The organism is Streptococcus equinus, from assembly GCF_049393735.1.
Taxonomy (GTDB): domain Bacteria; phylum Bacillota; class Bacilli; order Lactobacillales; family Streptococcaceae; genus Streptococcus; species Streptococcus equinus_G.
Map to the genome: position 1 here is coordinate 1,080,558 of NZ_CP185946.1, position 21,703 is coordinate 1,102,260.

Genomic DNA, 21,703 nt, shown 5'->3' on the forward strand with positions numbered 1-21,703 from the left:
CCTTTTTATTTTGACACCGTGTCATTTTATGTTTTTATTATACCCTTTTATGACACCGTGTCAAGTTAAATAAATCGAATTAACAAAAAAGTTTCCAGCACAAAGCCAGAAACTTTTGCCTTATAAGGCACCTACAATTTTATGTGGTAAATATTTTTCATCCAAATAAGCCATATCATCTTCAGTTAATGTCACATCAAAAGCGCCCATAAAATCATCTAGGTATTTTTCTTTTGTGACACCGACAATTGGTGAGTCAATTCCTTTTTGCCATAGCCAAGCAAGTGCAACTTGAGCGCGAGTCACACCATATTTTTCTGCGACTTCTGCCACACGCGCAACAATTGCTTTATCTTGCTCTTCAGTGCTATCGTATTTCATTTTTGCAGTTTCATCCGTTTTACTGCGAGCAGTATCAGCATCCCAATCTCTAACCACACGACCTGCAGCTAAAGGACTATATGGCGCTAAACCTACACCTGAATCTTTACAAAATGGAATCATTTCACGTTCATCTTCACGATAAAGCATGTTGTAATGGTTTTGCATTACAGAGAATTTTGCCCATCCATTTTTCTCAGCTACATATTGTGCTTTTTGAAATTGCCAAGTATACATTGCTGACGCACCAAGATAATGCACCTTGCCAGAACGCACCAAATCATTTAGGGCAGACATGGTTTCTTCAATCGGCGTATTGTAATCCCAACGATGAATGTAAAGGACATCGATATAATCAGTTTCCAAGCGTCTAAGACTAGCTTCCACTTGATTAAAAATCGCTTTTCTAGATAAACCAGTTGTATTTCTTCCATCGTGCTGACCATCACCAAAGAAAACCTTAGTCGCGATAATCACCTCATCACGGTCTGCAAAATCACGAAGGGCACGCCCAAGATATTCTTCGCTAGTTCCTTTTCCATAAACATTGGCTGTATCAAAAAAATTGACACCCAAATCAAGAGCTTTTTTAATAATAACACGTGATTTTTCTTCATCTAAGAGCCAACCAGAATGAAAACCAAGGCTTGCATCCCCAAAACTCATGCAACCAAGGCACAATTTTGACACTTCAAGACCTGTATTTCCCAATTTTGTGTATTCCATAAGAGACCTCCACTTATTTTTTAAACGGTTTCATTTTACACCTTAGAGCCCACTCCAAGTCAAATTAAATGCTTATATAAAGAAAAAGAAGGTATGATACCTTCTTTCTATGATATTTTTTGCTTTTTCTCTTCCGCTTTTTGATGAATGTAGTTAACTAGCTCAACTGTCAAATCATATCGCGTAAAAGGGGTGATAAGATAAATCCCATTAAAAAACTCTAAAGCGTAGTCAATTAAAGCCCTGCTTTCTTGTAAAGCTAATTCTTGACATTTATTCTTATCATCTTTGACCGCTTCTATTTTTTCTAAAAAGTCATTCGACAACTGAATACCTGGGACCTCATTATGTAGAAAAATTGCGTTATTGTAGCTCGTAATTGGCATTATTCCAACAAAAAACGGTGCTTCATAATCTCTTGTTAGCTCTGCTAAATTTTCAATAATCTCTTTGTTAAATATGGGCTGCGTAATAAAACAATCAGCTCCTGCAGCAATTTTTTTATCTATCAAACGACTGCAACGTGATAAATTTTTAACATTTGGATTAAATGCTGCGGCTGCTGTAAAAGTTGTTTCTTTTTTTATGCTAGCGCCACTGTATCCTTTTCCCTTGTTGAGCTGCTTAATCAGCTCTAATAACTTAAAACTTGTAGCATCATATACGCTGGTTGCTCCCGGAAAATCTCCTATTTTAGATGGATCCCCTGTAATTGCTAGTACCTGATGAAATCCTAAAACGTCCATTCCCAAAAGACGTGATTGAAGACCTATCATATTGTGATCACGGCATGATAAATGTAGTAAAAATGGTGTTGAAATCTCATTTTTCAAAAGTGAGGCAATACTGACATTGCAAATTCTTGTCTTGGCAAGAGAATTATCTGCCAGTGTTATAGCTGAGACACCTGCATCATCTAGGGCTTTGACCCCTTCAGTAAACTTCTCAATATCTAGTGTTTTTGGAGGATCAATTTCTGCAATTACTGTCACTTGTCGTTTTACCTTATCGACAATAGTCTCAGATTGCTTGACTGCCTTAATCAGCTCTGCTTCTTCGACCATTGGTGTCACAAATTTTCGAGAAACTGGTTTTAAACCTTTGATAGCACGCTTGACAGCTCGAATATGATCTGGTGTCGTCCCACAACATCCACCAATCAAACGAGCCCCTTCAGCCACTAAAAGCTCTGCACTTTTTCCAAAATAATCCGCATTTTGACTAAAGCCATATTGCCCACTACCATTGTCATCAACAAATGATAATAAACTAGCATTTGGATAAACCGACAAATAAGACTGGGCAAAAAGCGGAACTTGTTTTAAAGATTGAATCATGTGATAAGGTCCCAAATGACAATTTAATCCAACAACATCCGCTCCCAACATGACTAATTTGCCAAAAATTTCTACTAAAGGCTTACCATTTTCTGTAATTCCCGCTTCATGAAGAGCAATGTTAGTGATAATTGGTAAATCCGTCAATGGCCTGACTGCTTTTAAAACCGCGATAATTTCTTCTTCATCATAATAAGTTTCAAAAAGTAATCCATCAATCTGATTGGTTTCAAGTAAGTAGTTCACCTGTTCAAGCGTTTCTTGGATAATTTCATCAAGTGATAACTCACACTGTTTTAGACCACGAAGAGCACCAACCGTTCCCAAAACAAAGATATCTTTCCCAGCAGCTTGTCTTGCAATTCTGACTCCAGCTTGATTAATCTCCTTGACTTTATCTTCATAGCCATATCCCTTAAGTCGGTGTCGTTTTGCTGCATATGTGTTAGTCTGGATGACATCAGCTCCTGCTTCAATATAAGCTTTATGAATGGCAGATACCTTTTCAGGATGAATCAAATTATAGGCTTCATAGCAATTGTCAAGACCATTGGCGTAAAGAAGAGTTCCCATAGCACCGTCAGCTACCAGAATATCTGTTTTTAAACGTTCTAATAATCGTGACATAGCTTAACCTTCCTTATTTTCTGTATTTTGCTCGAACTTCCTTTGTTGCTTCCACTAAAACTTTAAGCGCTGCAACTGTTTCTGGTTCACGGCGTGTTTTTAATCCACAGTCAGGATTAACCCAGAATTGTTCGACAGACAATTGACGAAGAGGACGTTCGATATTTGCAATAACTTCTTCTTTTGTCGGAACACGAGGCGAGTGAATATCGTAAACACCAAGACCGATTCCAAGCGGATAAACCGCAGTTTCAAATGCCTGAATAACATCTCCATGACTACGACTTGTCTCAATTGAAATAACATCAGCATCCAAATCTCGAATCGAGTCAATAATTTCATTAAATTTTGAATAACACATATGTGTGTGAATTTGCGTTTCATCTTTAACCGACGAAGTAGCAATACGAAAAGCATGCACAGCATCATCAAGATATGCCTGTTGTTTAGCTTTACGAAGTGGCAAGCCCTCACGAAGTGCTGCCTCATCTACTTGGATAATAGCAATACCCGCATCTTCTAGCAATTTGATTTCGTCTTTGATGGCAAGACCAATTTGATTAAATAAATCAGCACGTGAAATATCAGAACGCTCAAACGACCAATTCGTAATCGTGATTGGACCTGTTAGCATGCCTTTAACCGGACGGTCAGTTAAACTTTGTGCATAAACCACTTCTTTCACTGATAATGGTTGAATATGTTTCACATCACCATAAATAATCGGCGGTTTAACGGCACGAGAACCATACGATTGAACCCAACCAAGTTTTGTTGTGGTGAATCCAGCCAATTTTTGACCGAAGAATTCCACCATATCCACACGTTCAAATTCACCGTGCACCAAAACATCAAGATCTAAATCCTCTTGAATTTTAATCCAACGAGCAATTTCGGATTTGATAAAATCTTCGTATTCTGTATCAGAAATATCGCCGCGCTTCCAAGCCAAACGTGTTCTTCTAACCTCTGGTGATTGTGGGAACGAACCAATAGTCGTAGTCGGAAGAGTTGGCAAACCAAGTTTTTCTTCTTGTACTTTACGACGAATTTTATAGCTTGCACGCTGAGTTGGAACATTATCTAAGTTTTCAAGGGAAATATTTCGAAAATCAGCTGCTTGTAAAGCATCAAAGTTAGCAAGATGCTGTTTGTAACTATCTGACTCTTTCCCATCTAAATGCTGAGCTAGAAGAACTAGCTCTTCTAATTTTTCAGCAGCAAAAGCAAGACCATTTTTTAATACTAAATCCAAATCACTCTCATTTTTTGTCGTTACTGGAACATGAAGTAGTGAACATGATGGCTGGATAACAAGATTACCAACCTTATCTTGAAGTTTTTTCAACAATTCGGATGTTTTTACAAAATCATTTGCCCAAATATTTCGACCATCAACTACGCCAGCAAAAACTTCCTTATTTTCAAACAGACCATCTTCAACAGCTTCTAAATTTTCAGCAAGTCCGTGAACAAAATCAAGTCCAAAAGCAGCTACTGGAAGTTCAGACAATTTTTCAGCGTCAATCAGTGCTTCAAAATACGTTTGGAAAATAAGCTTCACTTCTGGCACTTCCTTTGCAAAATAAGAATAGACATATTTCGCAGCTTCTAAAAGTCCAGCACCCTCATCTGTCACAAAAATTGGCTCATCAACCTGAATATAAGTTGCACCAGCTGCAGCTAATTCTTTGAAAACTTGCTTGTAAAGTGGCAAGAGTTTTTTTACTGCCGATGTAAAATCACTGACTTCAGATGAAAGTGCAACATAAGTAATAGGACCTGTAATTACCGGTTTTGCCTTGTCCCCCACAACTTCTTTTGCCTCAACGTATAAATCAAGCAAGCGTGTATTTGTCAAATGTGGCTTAACTTTTGACCATTCAGGAACAATGTAGTGATAATTTGTATTGAACCATTTTTTCATTGAAGAAGCTACGTTGTCCTTGTTGCCACGAGCAATCGCAAAAAACAAATCCAGATTAATATCTTCTTTTGCAAAACGATTCGGAATAACACCAAACTGAACAGATAAATCTAAAATATGGTCATAAAGTGAAAAGTCACCTACAGGAATCAAATCAAGCCCTGCATCAGCTTGCTTTTTCAAAAATGAAAACCGCAATACCTTAGCTTGTGCTTCTAATTCATCTTGAGAAATATTTCCAGCCCAATACGATTCAATCAACTTTTTCCACTCGCGATTTTCACCTAAACGCGGATAACCCAAATTTGAAACCTTAGTCATAGTTACCTCCTATATCAGTATTAGTTTAAAACTATATCACTCAAAAATTTATAGTTAAGATTTTAAACGATAATCCCTTATTTTTCAACGGTTCTAGCCATTCTATCTTTTTATGTTTTGTTATAGCTATCAACTATACAGTTAGATATTGTTATAGTTTTAAACTATATGTGAAATATTTAAAGCAGCAAAAAAAGAACTCCCGAAGGAGTTCTCTATTGTGTTAGATTAATAAAATTTTTGTATTGTATGTTTTTGATTATTTAGCTTTGCGAAGGGCACCAAATAGGATACCTGCAACAATTGCTCCGATGATAACAAAGACAAGGTAAAGGATTGGAGCGCTTGTCAATGCGATAACGAAGATACCACCGTGTGGAGCCATAAGTTTGATACCAAATGCACCAACAAGACCACCAGCAACAGCTGAACCAACCATGAAGCTTGGAATAGCACGAGCAGGGTCAGCAGCACCAAATGGAATAGCACCTTCAGTAATGAATGAAAGACCCATGATAATGTTAGTCAAACCTGAGTTACGTTCTTCTTCAGTGAATTTGTTTTTGAAAAGAAGAGTTGCAACAAATACTGCAAGTGGAGGAACCATACCACCAGCCATAACTGATGCCATAGCAACTGAACCACCTGTTGCTACTGATGCAGCAAGTGTACCTGTACCAAATACGTAAGCAGCTTTGTTAAATGGTCCACCCATATCGATAGCCATCATTCCACCAAGGATTGCTCCAAGAAGGACAGCTGACGCACCTTGAAGGCTTCCAAGGAAGTTGTTCAAGCCTGTGTTGATTGCTGCCATTGGAATGTTAACAAACAACATAGCAAAACCTGTCAAGAATACACCAAGCAATGGGTAAAGCAAGATAGATTTAATACCTTCAAGTGAACGTGGAAGACCAGCACATGCTTTCTTAACAAGGTTTACAAGCCAACCAGCAAGGAAACCACCAACAAGTGCACCAAGGAATCCTGAAGGTGTTCCTTCAAGGTTACCCCATGCAGCACCCGTTGAAGCAATAGCACCAGCTACGAAACCAGCTACAAGACCTGGTTTTTCAGCGATTGAGTATGCAATGTAACCAGCTAAAATTGGAAGCATGAAGTTAAATGCTGCACCACCAATTGATTTGAAGTAAGCAGCTGCTTGGTGATATGTACCCAAGTTAGAAAGTTGATCTTTTGGCACACCCAAAATGTTATCAATCAAGAATGCAAGTGCAATCATGATACCGCCACCGATAACGAATGGCAACATTTGAGAAACACCGCTCATCAAGTGTTTGTAGAATGCAGCGCCAAGGCTAAGTTTTTCACTTGATTCTTTTTCTTCAGTAGAAGAACCTGCTGCAGCTTTGTAAGTGTCAGCTTTACCATCAAGGATGATATTAATTAATTCTTCAGTTTTCTTGATACCGTCAGCGACTGGACGAGATACCAATTGTTTACCATCGAAACGAGCCATTTCAACAGCTTTATCAGCAGCAACGATAACACCTTTAGCACGAGCGATTTCATCTGCTGTCAAACGGTTACCAACACCTGAAGCACCATTTGTTTCAACACGAACAGTTACACCCATTTCTTCACCTTGTTTGATGAGGGCTTCTTCTGCCATGTAAGTATGTGCGATACCAGTTGTACATGCTGTTACAGCAACGATAAGTGGTTTGTCATCTGAAACTGGAGCTGCTTTCACTTCTTCTTTTGCTTTGTTATCTTCTTCTGCTGCGTTAAATGTTGCAATAACTTCATCAGCAGTAGTTACTTTACGCAATTGATCTGCAAAACCGTCTTTCAAAAGGTATTTTGAAAGTTCAGCAAGGGCTGCCAAGTGAGTGTCGTTTGCCCCGTCTGGTGCAGCAATCATGAAGAATAGGTATGTTGGTTGTCCATCCAAGGCTTCATAGTCAACACCAGCAGTAGATTTAGCAAAAAGGACTGTTGCTTCTTTTACAGCAGCGTTTTTGCTGTGTGGCATAGCAATACCATCACCTAAACCAGTTGATGTTTGAGCTTCACGGTTCATGATACCTTGTTTAAAAGTATCAAAATCGGTTACAACACCATTTTCAACAAGGCTTGTAATCATTTCATCGATAACAGCTTCTTTTGAAGTTGCTTTCAAATCAAGAATCATGACTTCTTTTTTAAGCAAGTCTTGAATTTTCATAGTTTTTCTACCTCTACTTTTTGATATGTTTCTTTGATGAATTCAGCAGTTGCTAAGTCATCTGAGAATGTAGTTGCTGTTCCACAAGCGACACCCCATTTAAGAGCTTCAACAGGGTCACCAGATTTAACGTATTCTCCAGTGAAACCGGCCACCATTGAGTCACCAGCACCTACAGAGTTTTTAACTGTACCTTTAATTGGTTTTGCGAAGTATGCTGCTTCTGGAGTTACAAGCAATGCACCATCTCCAGCCATTGAAATAATAACGTTTTTAGCACCTTTAGCAAGAATTTCGCGAGCGTATTTTTCAATATCAGCTAATCCGTTCAATTCTACACCAAAGATATCAGCTAATTCGTGATTATTTGGTTTTACAAGAAGCGGTTGATAGTTTAGTGAGTCAAGAAGAGTTTGTCCTTCAAAGTCACATACTACTTCAGCACCAGCTTTTTTAGCAATTGGAATCAAAGTGTTGTAAACTTGGTTTCCAAGGCTGCTTGGAGCTGAACCCGCAAAAACAACAGTATCATCGCTTGATAAGCCAGCAAGAATTGCTTTCAATTCTTCTAATTTTTCATCTGAAATTTTTGGACCAGCACCATTAATTTCAGTTTCTTCACCAGCTTTGATTTTAACGTTAATACGTGTATCTTCAGAAACTTCAACAAAGTCTGTTTTAATACCTTCAGCTACTAAGCTATCAGCAACAAAACGTCCAGTGAAACCACCGATAAAACCAGTTGCAGTATTATCGATATCCAATCGTTGTAAGATACGACTAACGTTAATTCCTTTACCACCAGCAAACTTATCATCGCTAGACATACGGTTAACACTGTCAAGTACTAAGTTATCCAAGCGAACGATAAAGTCGATTGATGGATTCAGAGTTACTGTGTAAATCATACTTCAATTACCCTCGTATTTTCTTTTATTTTTTTCATCAGTGCTCCGCTAGATTGATTGGTAATGATCGTAACATTTTCAATCTTTTCAACCTTTGCAAAAGAAATACGACCAATCTTTGATGAGTCAGTGACCACATAAGTCTTTCTGGCATTTTCGATAACCGTCCTTTTAATAACTGCTTCCTCTACGTCAGGTGTTGTTAGGAATTTTTCATCAATTCCGTTAATACCTAAGAAAGCTTTATCAAAATTCAACTGTCGAATTTGATCGTAAGCTGCTACTCCGATACTTGCATCAGTGGATTTTTTTACATGACCTCCGATAATGATAGTCTTGATATTTTTATCAACTAACTTAGCAGCATGGTGAATTGAATTCGTTACAACCGTTAAATTATCCTGATTTAAATAGCCTAATAATAATTCGTTGGTTGTTCCTGCATCCACAAAGATAACTTCATCATTTGAAATCATTTTTGCTGCCTTTTGAGCAACTAGCTTTTTTTCTTGAATGTTTTTGATAGATTTTTGCTGGTTGGTAAATTCCTCTTGGAGCGAGTGAGGAAGTTCAGCTCCACCATGAACTCGATGAAGTTTTCGCTCACTTTCAAGCTCGTCTAAATCCCTGCGAACAGTGGATTCAGAGGTATCTAGCAGGCTAACTAAGTCATCCAGCCGAACAAATTTATCATGAGACAATTTCTGCATGATCAATTGTTTTCGTTTAGACTTTAGAATCCTCATCACCTCCATTGAAATCGTTTACAGATAGAATTATACTATATTCCCAATCAATGTCAAGCACTTTCTCTCAAATTCTATCATTTTTCTTCAAAAACGTCAATTTCAGAAAATAGATTTTAGGTTTCAGAAAAAACCTTGCAAAACAAGTGAAATTCACTGTCTTACAAGGCTTTTTTATTATTCATTAATTAATGATGTTGAGTGAACAACTCGGTTATCACGATCTGGGAAAATGTATTTAATAGCTTGGTTAATGGCTGTTGGTGCTTCACCAAAACCAGTTGCAATCAAATCAACTTTTCCTTCATAATCAGCTGCATCACCGATTGCATAGACACCTGGTTGACTTGTTTCAAACAATGGTGAAACTGAAATACTTGAGCGTTTGTAGTCAACATTCCAGTTTTTAAGATTTTTATTTGAAGTTGAGAAACCAAAACTTACAATCAATGCATCAAGCGGTAGTTCTACTGTTTCATCTGATTTCACTTTTTGAACTGTTAAGCTCTTAGCAAATTGACCATCACCTGAAAGTTCATATGGTACATAAGGTGTCAAAATATTAACATTTGAATTTTTCAACACTTCAACACTGTGTTCGTGAGCTCGGAAAGCGTCACGACGGTGCACAATTGTTACACTTTTAGCCAAACCGTCCAAGTGGTTTGCCCAGTCTACTGCTGAATCTCCTCCACCACAAATGACAACATCTTTACCAGCAAATTGATCAAGTTTGTGAACGTTGTAGAAAAGATTATTATCTGCGTATAATTCTTCGCCTTCTAGACCAAGTGTACGAGGCGCAAATGCACCATTACCACAAGCAATCACAATCGCACGTGAGAAGTGTTGACCTTTGTTTGTGTCGATAGTGAAAATATCACCATCTTTTTCAAAAGTTTTAACTTCTTCTTTGAGACAAATAGCTGTGTTATCTTTAAAACGATCCAATTGTTTAATAAGATTTTCAGTCAAATCTGCTGCAGTGATTCCTGGGAAACCAGCAACGTCGTAAACCATTTTTTCAGGATAAAGAACTGCAGGTTGACCACCAAGTTCAGATAAGCTTTCAATAATTTTTACTGAAACTCCACGCAAACCAGCATAAAATGCCGCAAACAGACCAACAGGTCCACCACCAATGATAGTAATGTCATAGATTTCACGATTTTCTGACATTTAAATTTCCATCTCCTTATATATTTGTTCAATAATAGTTGATTTATAGGCTATATAGCTATCAATATCTTTGGGAAATAGCTGCGCTGCTTCCTCTTTTACTTTACCATAAGCTAGAACTGCTTCTGGGTGACAACGTAAATAATCTCGGAAAGCAAGATGACGTTTTAATTCACACGAACTTTCAGGGCAGACGTAAAGGTGATGAAGTTGCAAGTGCTCTTTGCCAGAATAAGCAAAAGCTTCTCTTCCTTCTATCCCCAAATTTCCTTCATGAACATAACCAATTTTTGCCAAACTATCAATCACTGCCGTTAAATCTGTATCATCTGAAATAACAAGGTCAATATCAATAATTGGCTTTGCCGAAAGTCCTTGAACTGAAGTACTACCGACATGTTCAATACGAAGGATTAGTTTCCCTGCAGCTTCTTGTAATTCTTTTGAAATTTGCTCAAAATCGTCTTTCCAGCTTTCTTGGTAAGAAAGTACCACAACTTCTTTTGTTCGCATAAAACCTCCACAAAAATAAAAAGACATACAGCCGCATGTCCTTTATTATATCACATATTCTATTTTTTCGCGTCTCTGTCCTTTAGAATCTTACGGAAAATAGCCTCTTCTTCCTTCGTGAAGGTATAATTTTCCAACAAATCTGGTCTACGTTCCAGCGTTTTACGGAGGCTTTGCTCAATTCGCCACTTACGAATATTCTCATGGTGGCCACTCATCAAGACATCAGGAACTTTCATACCACGGAAATCATATGGACGAGTGTATTGAGGAAACTCTAACAAACCAGATGAAAACGAATCATCCTGGTGACTTGCTTCTTTCCCAAGAACATTTGGAATCAAGCGAACTGTCGCATCAACAATTGTCATCGCTGCTAGCTCACCACCCGTTAAAACAAAATCTCCGAGTGAAATTTCATCTGTCACTAATGTCTTAATACGCTCATCATAACCTTCATAATGACCACAGATGAAGATTAGCTCATCTTCTTGTGAAAGCTCCTCAGCATAGCTTTGATCAAATGTACGACCTGCAGGATCCAAAAGAATCACACGAGGTTTTTTAGCATTAATTTTATCAATTGTATCAAAAATAGGCTGCGCGCGAAGCAACATTCCTTGACCGCCACCATAAGGTTCATCGTCAACGTGACGAGCCTTTTCAGCATTATCACGGAAATTGTGGTAATTGATGTCAAGCAAGCCTTTTTCAGTCGCTTTTCCAACAATTGAGTGCTCAAGCGGTGCAAACATTTCTGGAAAGAGAGTCAAGATATCAATCTTCATCGTCAAGTCCTTCCAATACATCTACATCAACACGATTAGCTGCAACATCAACATTCAAAACAACTGGCGGAATATATGGCAATAGCAAATCGCGTTTTCCTTTACGTTTGACAACCCAAACATCATTAGCACCAGGTTGAAGGATTTCTTTGATTTGTCCAATCAAAACATCATTTTCATAAACATCAAGTCCAATGATTTCGTGATAGTAAAATTCACCATCTTCAAGTTCTGAAAGATTTTCTTCAGCAACTTTCAGTGTACACCCCTTATACTTTTCAATATCATTGATATGGTACATACCTTTGAATTTGATGATGTCAAAATTCTTTTGTTTGCGATGACTTGCAATTTCTACATCAAGTAGGAAACGATCTTTATCATCAAAAACAGCTAATTTTGAACCTTTTTTAAAACGTTCTTCAGCAAAATCTGTAACTGACAAAACACGCATCTCACCTTGAAGACCTTGTGTATTGACAATTCTTCCAACATTATAGTAATTCATTTTCACTCCACATAACTTAGTCCTTATTATTTTACCATAAAAATAGTAAAGAAAAACCAGCTGCCCTACTGCAACTGGTCAAGATAGTCCGTACGGGATTCGAACCCGTGTTACCGCCGTGAAAAGGCGGTGTCTTAACCCCTTGACCAACGGACCATATTAACAAAACCATTACGGTTTACTGGGGTAGCTGGATTCGAACCAACGCATGAGGGAGTCAAAGTCCCTTGCCTTACCGCTTGGCTATACCCCATAAACAACATAATCTATTCTATCGCAATCGAACTTATTTGTCAACCCCTTTTTTGAAGTTTTTTTGAACTGCGACAACCTGACTCAATCAACAACCCTTAAAAGTTATCTCTCAAATCAAGACAAGATATATTCTATCATGATTGAGGTACTTTGGCAATACTTTTTTGAAACTTTTTTCAATTTTTTTCAGAATAATTGTAGTTTGCAAAAGAAAAAGAGTAGCATAACACTACTCTTCTCCTTTTTCGTCAATAACGAGTCTTACTTTTTTACCTTGAGTTGGTACCGAATAGACAATCGATCTTATCGCTGTAATGGTACGACCTTTTTTACCGATAACACGACCGATGTCCTGTGCATCCAAATCTAGATGATATTCTAAAAACTCAGGTGTATCTTCAATTTTAATGGTAAGATTATCTGGTTGTGAAATCAAAGGTTTCACAATAGCGATAATAAGATTTTCAATGGTATCCATAGGCTTTTGTTACTCTATTATTTTGAGAATTTTGAATCGTGGAATTTTTTCATAACGCCTTGTTTAGAAAGGATGTTACGAACTGTATCTGAAGGTTGAGCACCTTTAGACAACCATTCAAGAACACGTTCTTCTTTAAGTGTTACTTGGTTTTCAGCTACAAGTGGGTTGTAAGTACCAACTGTTTCGATGAAACGACCATCACGTGGAGCACGTGAATCAGCAACGTTGATACGGTAGAAAGGTTTTTTCTTAGAACCCATACGAGTTAAACGGATTTTTACTGCCATTAGTATAAAGTCTCTTTTCTATTTTTTGTTTAGGTTAATAGCTCTGCTACTAACTCACTTAACTTATTATACCATAAAAGAAGAGGGTGTCAAGAAAAAAACTTGACACTAGTTTATATTTTTTTAGTGCCTATAAATCAAAGGATTTATCCAAGTTTATTCCAAAATAAATATGTGATAGCAAGACCTAGACAAAGCACAAAACCAATTAGTAAATAAAATATTTGATTTGATTTTATTGCTAAAAATCCAAAAATAATAAGTGTAAAAACTGCTAAGTAGACTAAAAACTTTTTCATTCTATCCATAGTGCCTCCCTTTAACAGCAGTCTAGCCCTACTCTTCTAAGGCTTTTCTATACTCACTTCTTCTGCAAAAGATATCTGAAAAAAGAACACTTTACAGTGTTCTTTAAATCTCAATCACTCCATAATGGAATTTTTGATTTTTTCTTATAAGATGTTCAAAGCCATATTTTTCAAAGACATCATCTCTAAAATGAGCTTTGATGATAATCTTCTTTATAGCCACGCGCTTAGCTTCTTGCAAAAACTCTTCTGAAAAAGCTGTGCCATTAGCATACTGACGTAGACCATCCAGATTCTTCGATTCCACAATTCTCTCAGAAAACATCGGATCACAATAAACAATATCAAAAGAATCATTCGGCAGCTTTTTTAAATATGCCAGATTCTCAGCACAAACAGTCTTGATTGAGCGCATTGCTTGGTCTAGTGAATCAGAGTCACTTTGATAGCTTTTTAATCCTTCTGAAACAATAAAATGGATTAAGGGGTTGCTTTCAATTGCTGTCACATCATGCCCTGCATGTGACATAACAATACTATCACTTGCTAACCCCATAGTCGTGTCAAGAATCGTCAAAGGTTCAGCACCAAGCAAATCAGTCAGTGCATCATGTGAACTTTTTATTCGTAGCATAGCTGTGTCTGGGTGAAAAGTAAGCTCACTTCTATCTTGATTTAATAAGCGAAGCTTATTTTCATAAACTAAAAGGACACCCTCACGATTCTGCAGAAGCTTTTTTGCTGATTGTTTATTTCGCTCAATCACTGGAAGATTAAGCTTTTCACCGATTGTTTTTGCTTTAGCAAGCAATTTAGCATTTTCTCTCAAACTAGTTGTAATTACAATTGACATAACCACATTATACCAGAATCACAAAAAACTTTTGATAAATCGTCCACCATAAATCCAAAAATAACTAAAAGCAATAATCGAAATTGGCTTGCAAATTAAAATAATGTACAAAAATCGTTTAAAGGACATTTTTGATAAACCAGTTACCATAACTAAAATATCTGCCGGTGATATTGGAGATGCCATATTCAAAGCAAATACTTTTTCATACGTTGACGATGCTAATTTTTGTTCGTAGTACTTAAAGCTTTTTTCATCCACAAATAACAAAATAAATGGTTTACCGTATCGCCTCGTAAGCAAAAATAGAATGATGCTCCCAATCACAATTCCAACATAATTCAGAATAAATCCCAGAATTGGTCCAAATGCCATAAAACCAACAACCGTTGTCACACCACCTGGAATAATCGGGATAACAACTTGAATAATTTGTAATAGTAGAAATCCAATGCTACCTATAATCAAATGGCCTTTAAGTGCTCTTGTTAAAGCATCAGGATCATTTAAAATATCCATGTTCTTAAATAGATAGACTAAAAATAAAACAGTTAAAGCAATTGAAAAAATTCCTAAAAATTTAACCAATTTCTTTAAAATATCATACATCTTATCACCCTTTATCACATCTATTGCTTAAATTTATTATACAAGGGTTATTCTTTTTTAACAAGAAATTACATAATTCTTCTTATTATTCATAGCGAAGCGCTTCAATTGGATTGAGTTTACTTGCCTTATTAGCTGGTAGTAATCCGAAAATAATACCGATAAACGCTGAAAAAATAAGACTTCCTAATGCAATATTTGGAGAAATCGATGGTTTAATATTTGGAATAGCATTTCCAAGTAAAGCTGTCAATCCAGACGCTAAAGCAAGCCCAATCAATCCACCTAAAATGGTTAAGACCATTGATTCAATCAAAAATTGAGTCAAAATTTTCTGGCGCGTAGCACCAAGAGCCTTACGCAGACCAATCTCACGTGTTCTCTCAGTTACAGATACTAACATGATATTCATTACACCAATACCTCCAACAAGCAATGAAATACCTGCAATAGCACCAATAACTGTCGTCATCATGCCATAAGCCGATTTCACCTGAGAAAGTACTTGTGTCATGTCATAAATCGTAAATCGACCAGTTCTAACACCTGAAATCTGAGTCAGCAAACGAGCAGCTTCTTTTCCAACTTTAGATGATTCTTTAACATCGCTGACATGAACGAATGCTCCCTGTACCTCGTCAATGTTGAATTCTGCAGCTAACTGAGTATTTGTCATAACAGCATTTCCGCCCGATTGCATGCCATACTGAGCTGAACCAGCATCTGGATCCTTATAAACGCCAACAACTAAATAAGTTTTTGAACCGATGGAAACTTGCTGATTTAGCGCAGCATCATTACTACCGAAAAGTTTAACAGCTAATTTCGTATCCAACATAACAATACGAGAAAAACGGTCATAATCTCCCTTTTCAAAACTTCGTCCTGCTAGCACTTTGAATTTTTTTACCGCAAAATAAGTCTTGTTGACCCCTGTTATATTAACATTTTTAGATTTTTTCTGATTTCCCTCAACTGTTGATGTTGTTCCATTTGTTAAATAATAATTCGTAACACCTGGAAGCTCGCTTGTGATTTTTTGCAACCACTCTTCCTTAATTTGTGGTCCTTTATCAGACGCTGTAGGGTCCTCATCATCAAAAATATCAATATCATCTGACTTCTTAGTTGTGTAATAAATTTGAATATTTTGATTGTCAGAAGCAAACATATTAGTGACTTGATTTGTCATTCCTTCACCCAATGCCATAATGACAACCACTGAAGCCACACCGATAATGATTCCTAAAGTTGTTAAAAACGAACGCATCTTGTGCCCCATAATTGAACTTAGGGCGAATTTCCAATTTTCCATCATAATCCTCCCTTAATCAATTCGAACACTTTCTGTGGTATCTCGTGAAATCTCACCATCACGAATAATTATTTTTCGTGTTGCAAAATCAGCCACCTCAGGCTCGTGAGTAACCATAACAATCGTTTTTCCTTCACGATTTAATTCGGTCAACAAATTCATAATCTGAATACTTGTTTTAGTATCAAGTGCACCTGTTGGCTCATCAGCAAGGATAATCGAAGGATTATTGACCAAAGCACGCGCAATAGCAACACGTTGTTTTTGTCCACCAGATAACTCAGATGGCAAGTGTTTCATTCGTTCGCTTAACTCGACTTTTTCCAAAAATTGTTTTGCTAATTGACGACGCTTGGAAGCACCGACACCAGCGTAAATGAGTGGAAGTTCAACATTTTGTAGAGCTGATAACTTAGAAAGAAGAAAGAATTGTTGGAAGACAAATCCAATTTCTTCATTTCTAACCCTTGCCAATTCTTTTTCCTTAAGTTCTTCTACTTGTTTGCCATTCAGGCTATAATCGCCTGATGTTGGTCTATCCAAGAGACCGATAATGTTCATCAAGGTTGATTTACCTGAACCAGATGGTCCCATAATGGCAAGAAATTCACCTTCATAAACTGTCAAATCAATTCCTTTTAAAACATTGAGTTCTTGATCGCCATTCTGGTAAGATTTTATAATATTATTTAATTGAATTAGTGGTTTTTTCTCATCTGTCACTACTGTCACCTCTTATTCTTCTTTAGCAGTGGCATCTTCTTTAGTTACATGTTCAACTTTTTCACCATTTTTTAGAGCTTTATCAGGATTTGAAATAACAGATTGACCAACTTCCACTCCACTTAAAATTTCTTGTTGAGACGCATCAGCATTTCCAAGAGCTACTTCTACTTTGCTTACTTTTTTAGAAGCTTTGTCATAAATCCAGACAAACTTTTTATCCCCTTCGCTTGAGACAGCATCAACTGGGACAAGTTTATTTTTGTTTTCATTAACAACTTCCACAGAAACCGTAAATCCTTGTTGAAGATTAGTTGTATCACCAGTCAAATCAATTTTGTAATCATAGGAAGCTGAGCTATTTGATGCGTTGCCTGATTCAGAAGCTGCTGCATCAGCAGTTTGATTAGGGTAATTTGAAATGTATGAAATTGTACCAGTCCATTCTTGGTCTGGATAAACTTTTGACTTAATCTTAACATTTTGACCTGTCTTAATATTTGCCAAATCATACTCTGTCAAAGTTCCTTTTACTTGAAGTTGACCTTCTGTTGCCACATGAACAAGCGTTTGACTATTTTTAGATGACGGATCAATATCATTATTAACTTCAACAACCGTACCAGAAACATCACTTGTAATAATTGTTTCATTCAGTGCCTGTTGAGCTTTATTTACCTCAGCTTGAGCATCAGCATATGAATCATTCAAATCTTGTAGCCGCTGATTGTATTCAGCAGTTTGTTGAGCTGTTGGTTGAGTAGTAACTGTAGTCTCCTCACCAGTTTCTTCATCAAGGCTAGTTGATGTTGTCGGTAGGTTACCATATTTTTTAAGATAATCAATTTGACGTCCAACTTTATTGAGTCCACGAACAGCTGTATCGTAAGCTGCTTGTGCTGCAGTTGAATCATATTGAACGAGTTGTTGACCTGTTGTGATTTGGTCTCCGACAGCTACAGTTGGTCTAGCTGAAGTACCTTTGCTACTATCAAAATAGACATATTGCTCCTGAGAAGCTTTTACTTTCCCAGTTAGTAAAGTTGATGATGAAATTGTACCTTCTGTTACATTTACAGTGCTATAAGATACTTCACTTTTTACTGATGATTTGGTCTGTTGCCACAGCATCAGCCCTCCGCCAGCGACCACAAAAATGGCAACTGCAGTTCCGATTGTAATCTTAGTCTTTTTTGACATACTTGACTTGCTTCTTCTAGACATTTTCTTCCTCGTTTTCTTTTTGTATAATTGTATCACTAAGATAGAACAATTATACATTTTTGGTATTTTACTGTCAAGAATAAACCGAAGTTCATCTTTACAACCATTATAGTTGAATTCTTAGGCAGAAATTCTTACAAGTTTGTAAGTGAAAACAAAAAAGCTGAGACAATTGTCTCAGCCTTTAAGTTTATAGCTTATATTTAGATGGCTTGTGTTGTAAATCCGCGACTTTCAAGCACACGAATCATAGCATCTACTGTATCAAGCGCGGTAAAGAGAGGCACACCATGCTCGATAGCAGAGCTACGAATGATAGCTCCATCTTCATCAAGAGTACGTTTTGTACCAACTGTATTAACGATTGCTTGAACTTTTCCTGCACGGACAAGTGCTGGAATGTCATTATCGTCATCTTGGCCAATCTTATCAATGATTGTTGAATGAAGGCCATGCTCAACAAAGAACTTAGCTGTTCCGTGTGTTGCAAGGATACAGTATCCAATGTTAGCAAAACGTTTTGCTAATCCAAGTGCTTCGGCTTTAGTATCATCAGATACAGTAAAGACTACATTACCAAATGATGGCAAGTGAAGATATGATGCTTCGAACGCTTTGTAAAGAGCTTTTTCAAGTGTTTGATCTGATCCCATGACTTCACCAGTTGATTTCATTTCAGGACCCAAAAGGCTATCAACTTTAGCAAGTTTTGTAAATGAGAAGACTGGCGCTTTGACATGAACATAATCAGCTTCTGGGTAAAGACCATCTTCATAACCAAGTTCTGCCAAAGTTTGTCCAAGAATCAATTTTGTTGCTACTTGAGCCATTGGAATGTTTGTTACCTTAGATAAGAATGGAACTGTACGACTTGCACGTGGGTTAACTTCGATAACATAAACAGTTTCATCTTTGATGACAAATTGGATATTCATCATACCAAAGCAGTTCAACCCAATTGCTAGACGTTTTGTGTAATCCGCGATAGTTTCTTGAACTTTCTTAGAAAGTGTTTGTGGCGGATAAACAGCCATTGAGTCACCTGAGTGAACACCAGCACGTTCAATGTGTTCCATAATACCTGGAATCAAAACATCCTTACCATCTGAAATGGCATCTACTTCACATTCACGACCAACAATATATGAATCTACAAGAACGGGATGATCAGGACTTGCTTTTACAGCTGTACGCATGTATGAGCGAAGATCTTCTTCATTTTCAACGATTTCCATGGCACGTCCACCAAGAACATATGATGGGCGAACAAGAACTGGGAAACCAATCTTATGAGCTGCTTCTACCGCTTCTTCTTCATTTGTTGCTGTTTGTCCTGGTGGTTGTGGAATGTTCAAAGCTTTTAGAGCTTGTTCAAAAAGATCTCGGTCTTCAGCACGGTCAAGGTCAGCCACTTGTGTACCAAGAATTTTGACACCAGCTTTTGACAATGGCTCTGCTAAGTTAATCGCTGTTTGACCACCAAACTGAACGATAACACCTTTTGGCTGTTCAAGCTCAATCACATTCATAACATCTTCAAATGTAAGTGGTTCAAAGTAAAGCTTATCTGAAATTGAGAAGTCAGTCGAAACTGTTTCAGGATTTGAGTTCATGATAATAGCTTCATATCCTGCAGCTTGAATTGCTTTAACAGAGTGGACTGTCGCATAGTCAAATTCTACACCTTGACCAATTCGGATTGGTCCAGAACCAAGTACGATAATTGATTCTTTGTCTGATTTGATTGATTCATTTTCCCATTCGTATGTTGAATAGAAGTATGGTGTTGATGATTCAAACTCAGCTGCACAAGTATCAACCATTTTATAGACTGGAACGATTTTATTTTCGATTCGAAGAGCTCGAACTTCTTCAGCAGTCATGTTCCAAAGCTCTGCAATTTTAAGATCTGCGAATCCATTTCGTTTTGCTTCTTTAAGAACTTCGACATCACCAACGTGAGTAGCTAATTCTTGTTCGATTTCAAAAATGTGAAGCAATTTATCAAGGAAGAAAAGATCAATTTTTGTTAATTTTGATAATTCTTCAATTGTATATCCACGACGAATGGCTTCAGATAGGTAGAAAAGGCGATCGTCTTGAGCTCGAACAATCTTATTCACCAAATCATCATCTGAAACATTTTCTAGTTCAGGCATTTCATTGTGATGAACACCAATTTCAAGAGAGCGACACGCTTTCAAAAGTGACTCTTCAATGTTACGACCGATAGCCATTACTTCACCAGTAGCTTTCATTTGAGTTCCTAGGCGACGTTCACCATTTTCAAATTTATCAAATGGGAAGCGAGGAATTTTAGCTACCACATAGTCAAGAGCTGGTTCGAACATTGCGTATGTCGTACCAGTAACTGGGTTTACCATTTCATCAAGAGTTAAACCAACAGCAATCTTAGCAGCTAGTTTTGCAATTGGGTAACCAGTAGCTTTTGAAGCAAGGGCTGATGAACGTGACACACGTGGATTTACTTCGATAACATAGTATTTAAAGCTATTTGGATCAAGGGCAAGTTGAACGTTACATCCACCTTCAATTTTAAGAGCGCGGATAATACTCAAACTTGCATCACGCAACATCTGGTTTTCAATATCTGAAAGAGTTTGCGTGGGCGCGAAAACGATTGAGTCACCAGTGTGAATACCAACTGGGTCAAAGTTTTCCATGTTACAAACAACCAAAGCGTTATCTGCAGCATCACGCATAACCTCGTATTCAATTTCTTTAAAACCTGCAATTGAACGTTCAATCAAACATTGTGTAACTGGTGACAATTTCAAACCATTTTCAGCGATTTCACGAAGTTCTTCTTCATTGTCACACATACCACCACCAGTACCACCAAGAGTAAAGGCTGGACGAACAATAACTGGATAACCGATTGAGTCAGCAAAAGCAACTGCTTCATCAACAGTATTTACAATTTCAGATTCAGGAATAGGTTGATTCAAATCTTCCATCAATTGCTTGAATTGATCGCGATCTTCAGCTTGGTCAATAGCTGATAATTTTGTACCTAGCAACTCAACTCCAAGCTCGTCAAGAATTCCTGCTTTTGACAATTCCATTGCCATGTTAAGGCCAGTTTGTCCACCCAATGTTGGAAGAAGTGCATCTGGACGTTCTTTACGAAGAATTCTTGTTACAAACTCTGTTGTCAACGGCTCGATGTAAACTTTATCAGCAATTTCTTTATCTGTCATGATAGTTGCAGGGTTTGAGTTAACAAGAACAACGCTATATCCTTCTTCTTTCAAAGCAAGACAGGCTTGTGTTCCTGCATAGTCAAATTCTGCAGCCTGACCGATAATAATCGGACCAGAACCAATCACCATAATTTTTTTAATATCAGTACGTTTCGGCATAATCTATGATACAAGAGCTACTCACCTAACAACTGGTGAGCACTCAAATGCTCAAGTTAACTTACAGCTAACTTGCAGCTTGTATCTTCTCCTTTCTATATTCTCTATCTCACGGG

Annotated in this window: 19 protein-coding genes and 2 tRNA genes; all 21 read right to left on the reverse strand. The window is 37.4% G+C overall.

All coding sequences use genetic code 11. The features are described from left to right. Positions 1 to 120 precede the first annotated feature (120 nt). On the reverse strand, positions 121 to 1,107 hold the full coding sequence (locus ACNTMY_RS05405; RefSeq protein WP_423215678.1) for an aldo/keto reductase: 987 nt from the start codon (positions 1,105 to 1,107) through the stop codon (positions 121 to 123). Positions 1,108 to 1,214: 107 nt separating this feature from the next. Then, positions 1,215 to 3,071: a bifunctional homocysteine S-methyltransferase/methylenetetrahydrofolate reductase gene (locus ACNTMY_RS05410; RefSeq protein ID WP_423215679.1), complete on the reverse strand. Its 1,857-nt coding sequence runs from the start codon at positions 3,069 to 3,071 to the stop codon at positions 1,215 to 1,217. A 13-nt stretch (positions 3,072 to 3,084) separates the two neighbouring features. Further along, positions 3,085 to 5,319, reverse strand: coding sequence for a 5-methyltetrahydropteroyltriglutamate--homocysteine S-methyltransferase (gene metE, locus ACNTMY_RS05415; protein WP_423215680.1), 2,235 nt, complete (start codon positions 5,317 to 5,319; stop codon positions 3,085 to 3,087). A gap of 259 nt (positions 5,320 to 5,578) precedes the next feature. Next, on the reverse strand, positions 5,579 to 7,507 hold the full coding sequence (locus ACNTMY_RS05420; RefSeq protein ID WP_423215681.1) for a PTS fructose transporter subunit IIABC: 1,929 nt from the start codon (positions 7,505 to 7,507) through the stop codon (positions 5,579 to 5,581). After that, complete coding sequence (pfkB, locus tag ACNTMY_RS05425) at positions 7,504 to 8,415, reverse strand: 1-phosphofructokinase (protein WP_423215682.1); 912 nt, start codon at positions 8,413 to 8,415, stop codon at positions 7,504 to 7,506. The genes ACNTMY_RS05420 and pfkB overlap by 4 nt, the downstream gene beginning before the upstream one ends. Beyond that, the gene (locus tag ACNTMY_RS05430) at positions 8,412 to 9,161 is read right to left on the reverse strand and encodes a DeoR/GlpR family DNA-binding transcription regulator (RefSeq protein WP_423215683.1); all 750 of its coding nucleotides are present in this window, start codon (positions 9,159 to 9,161) and stop codon (positions 8,412 to 8,414) included. Before ACNTMY_RS05430 ends, pfkB begins: the two co-directional genes overlap by 4 nt. Positions 9,162 to 9,338: 177 nt before the next feature. Beyond that, positions 9,339 to 10,340 (reverse strand): NAD(P)/FAD-dependent oxidoreductase, encoded by a 1,002-nt coding sequence (locus ACNTMY_RS05435; RefSeq protein WP_074629490.1) that lies wholly within the window; start codon positions 10,338 to 10,340, stop codon positions 9,339 to 9,341. After that, complete coding sequence (locus tag ACNTMY_RS05440) at positions 10,341 to 10,853, reverse strand: GrpB family protein (protein WP_423215684.1); 513 nt, start codon at positions 10,851 to 10,853, stop codon at positions 10,341 to 10,343. A 59-nt stretch (positions 10,854 to 10,912) separates the two neighbouring features. After that, positions 10,913 to 11,641 carry a tRNA (guanosine(37)-N1)-methyltransferase TrmD gene (trmD, locus tag ACNTMY_RS05445; protein WP_423215685.1) on the reverse strand — a complete coding sequence of 243 codons (729 nt, stop codon included), beginning with the start codon at positions 11,639 to 11,641 and terminating at the stop codon, positions 10,913 to 10,915. After that, positions 11,631 to 12,149 (reverse strand): ribosome maturation factor RimM, encoded by a 519-nt coding sequence (gene rimM / locus ACNTMY_RS05450; protein WP_423215686.1) that lies wholly within the window; start codon positions 12,147 to 12,149, stop codon positions 11,631 to 11,633. Before rimM ends, trmD begins: the two co-directional genes overlap by 11 nt. 84 nt (positions 12,150 to 12,233) lie before the next feature. Further along, a tRNA-Glu gene (locus ACNTMY_RS05455) sits at positions 12,234 to 12,305 on the reverse strand. Between the two features lie 25 nt (positions 12,306 to 12,330). Further along, positions 12,331 to 12,402: transfer RNA gene (locus tag ACNTMY_RS05460), tRNA-Gln, on the reverse strand. Positions 12,403 to 12,633: 231 nt separating this feature from the next. Beyond that, positions 12,634 to 12,882, reverse strand: a complete 249-nt coding sequence (locus tag ACNTMY_RS05465) for a KH domain-containing protein (RefSeq protein ID WP_003065320.1) — start codon at positions 12,880 to 12,882, stop codon at positions 12,634 to 12,636. 17 nt (positions 12,883 to 12,899) lie between these two features. Further along, a complete protein-coding gene (rpsP, locus tag ACNTMY_RS05470) occupies positions 12,900 to 13,172 on the reverse strand; it encodes a 30S ribosomal protein S16 (RefSeq protein ID WP_004232185.1) in 273 nt (90 codons plus the stop codon). Between the two features lie 146 nt (positions 13,173 to 13,318). Continuing rightward, positions 13,319 to 13,480 carry a hypothetical protein gene (locus ACNTMY_RS05475; protein ID WP_423215687.1) on the reverse strand — a complete coding sequence of 54 codons (162 nt, stop codon included), beginning with the start codon at positions 13,478 to 13,480 and terminating at the stop codon, positions 13,319 to 13,321. Between the two features lie 103 nt (positions 13,481 to 13,583). Then, positions 13,584 to 14,333 carry a class I SAM-dependent methyltransferase gene (locus ACNTMY_RS05480; RefSeq protein ID WP_423215688.1) on the reverse strand — a complete coding sequence of 250 codons (750 nt, stop codon included), beginning with the start codon at positions 14,331 to 14,333 and terminating at the stop codon, positions 13,584 to 13,586. A gap of 18 nt (positions 14,334 to 14,351) precedes the next feature. Next, on the reverse strand, positions 14,352 to 14,942 hold the full coding sequence (locus tag ACNTMY_RS05485) for a TVP38/TMEM64 family protein (RefSeq protein ID WP_423215689.1): 591 nt from the start codon (positions 14,940 to 14,942) through the stop codon (positions 14,352 to 14,354). Between the two features lie 85 nt (positions 14,943 to 15,027). Then, positions 15,028 to 16,257, reverse strand: coding sequence for an ABC transporter permease (locus ACNTMY_RS05490; protein WP_423216864.1), 1,230 nt, complete (start codon positions 16,255 to 16,257; stop codon positions 15,028 to 15,030). 12 nt (positions 16,258 to 16,269) lie between these two features. After that, a complete protein-coding gene (locus ACNTMY_RS05495; protein WP_423216865.1) occupies positions 16,270 to 16,980 on the reverse strand; it encodes an ABC transporter ATP-binding protein in 711 nt (236 codons plus the stop codon). A gap of 12 nt (positions 16,981 to 16,992) precedes the next feature. Next, positions 16,993 to 18,204 carry an efflux RND transporter periplasmic adaptor subunit gene (locus ACNTMY_RS05500; protein WP_423215690.1) on the reverse strand — a complete coding sequence of 404 codons (1,212 nt, stop codon included), beginning with the start codon at positions 18,202 to 18,204 and terminating at the stop codon, positions 16,993 to 16,995. 203 nt (positions 18,205 to 18,407) lie between these two features. Next, entirely contained in the window at positions 18,408 to 21,587 is a 3,180-nt protein-coding gene (gene carB, locus ACNTMY_RS05505; RefSeq protein WP_423215691.1) for a carbamoyl-phosphate synthase large subunit, read from the reverse strand. Between the last annotated feature and the right edge of the window lie 116 nt (positions 21,588 to 21,703).

Excerpts from the sequence above, each read along its gene's own strand:
- ACNTMY_RS05405 (WP_423215678.1), bottom strand. The coding sequence starts at position 1,107 with ATGGAATACACAAAATTGGGAAATACAGGTCTTGAAGTGTCAAAATTG.
- ACNTMY_RS05410 (WP_423215679.1), bottom strand. The coding sequence starts at position 3,071 with ATGTCACGATTATTAGAACGTTTAAAAACAGATATTCTGGTAGCTGAC.
- metE (WP_423215680.1), bottom strand. The coding sequence starts at position 5,319 with ATGACTAAGGTTTCAAATTTGGGTTATCCGCGTTTAGGTGAAAATCGC.
- ACNTMY_RS05420 (WP_423215681.1), bottom strand. The coding sequence starts at position 7,507 with ATGAAAATTCAAGACTTGCTTAAAAAAGAAGTCATGATTCTTGATTTG.
- pfkB (WP_423215682.1), bottom strand. The coding sequence starts at position 8,415 with ATGATTTACACAGTAACTCTGAATCCATCAATCGACTTTATCGTTCGC.
- ACNTMY_RS05430 (WP_423215683.1), bottom strand. The coding sequence starts at position 9,161 with ATGAGGATTCTAAAGTCTAAACGAAAACAATTGATCATGCAGAAATTG.
- ACNTMY_RS05435 (WP_074629490.1), bottom strand. The coding sequence starts at position 10,340 with ATGTCAGAAAATCGTGAAATCTATGACATTACTATCATTGGTGGTGGA.
- ACNTMY_RS05440 (WP_423215684.1), bottom strand. The coding sequence starts at position 10,853 with ATGCGAACAAAAGAAGTTGTGGTACTTTCTTACCAAGAAAGCTGGAAA.
- trmD (WP_423215685.1), bottom strand. The coding sequence starts at position 11,641 with ATGAAGATTGATATCTTGACTCTCTTTCCAGAAATGTTTGCACCGCTT.
- rimM (WP_423215686.1), bottom strand. The coding sequence starts at position 12,149 with ATGAATTACTATAATGTTGGAAGAATTGTCAATACACAAGGTCTTCAA.
- ACNTMY_RS05465 (WP_003065320.1), bottom strand. The coding sequence starts at position 12,882 with ATGGATACCATTGAAAATCTTATTATCGCTATTGTGAAACCTTTGATT.
- rpsP (WP_004232185.1), bottom strand. The coding sequence starts at position 13,172 with ATGGCAGTAAAAATCCGTTTAACTCGTATGGGTTCTAAGAAAAAACCT.
- ACNTMY_RS05475 (WP_423215687.1), bottom strand. The coding sequence starts at position 13,480 with ATGGATAGAATGAAAAAGTTTTTAGTCTACTTAGCAGTTTTTACACTT.
- ACNTMY_RS05480 (WP_423215688.1), bottom strand. The coding sequence starts at position 14,333 with ATGTCAATTGTAATTACAACTAGTTTGAGAGAAAATGCTAAATTGCTT.
- ACNTMY_RS05485 (WP_423215689.1), bottom strand. The coding sequence starts at position 14,942 with ATGTATGATATTTTAAAGAAATTGGTTAAATTTTTAGGAATTTTTTCA.
- ACNTMY_RS05490 (WP_423216864.1), bottom strand. The coding sequence starts at position 16,257 with ATGGAAAATTGGAAATTCGCCCTAAGTTCAATTATGGGGCACAAGATG.
- ACNTMY_RS05500 (WP_423215690.1), bottom strand. The coding sequence starts at position 18,204 with ATGTCTAGAAGAAGCAAGTCAAGTATGTCAAAAAAGACTAAGATTACA.
- carB (WP_423215691.1), bottom strand. The coding sequence starts at position 21,587 with ATGCCGAAACGTACTGATATTAAAAAAATTATGGTGATTGGTTCTGGT.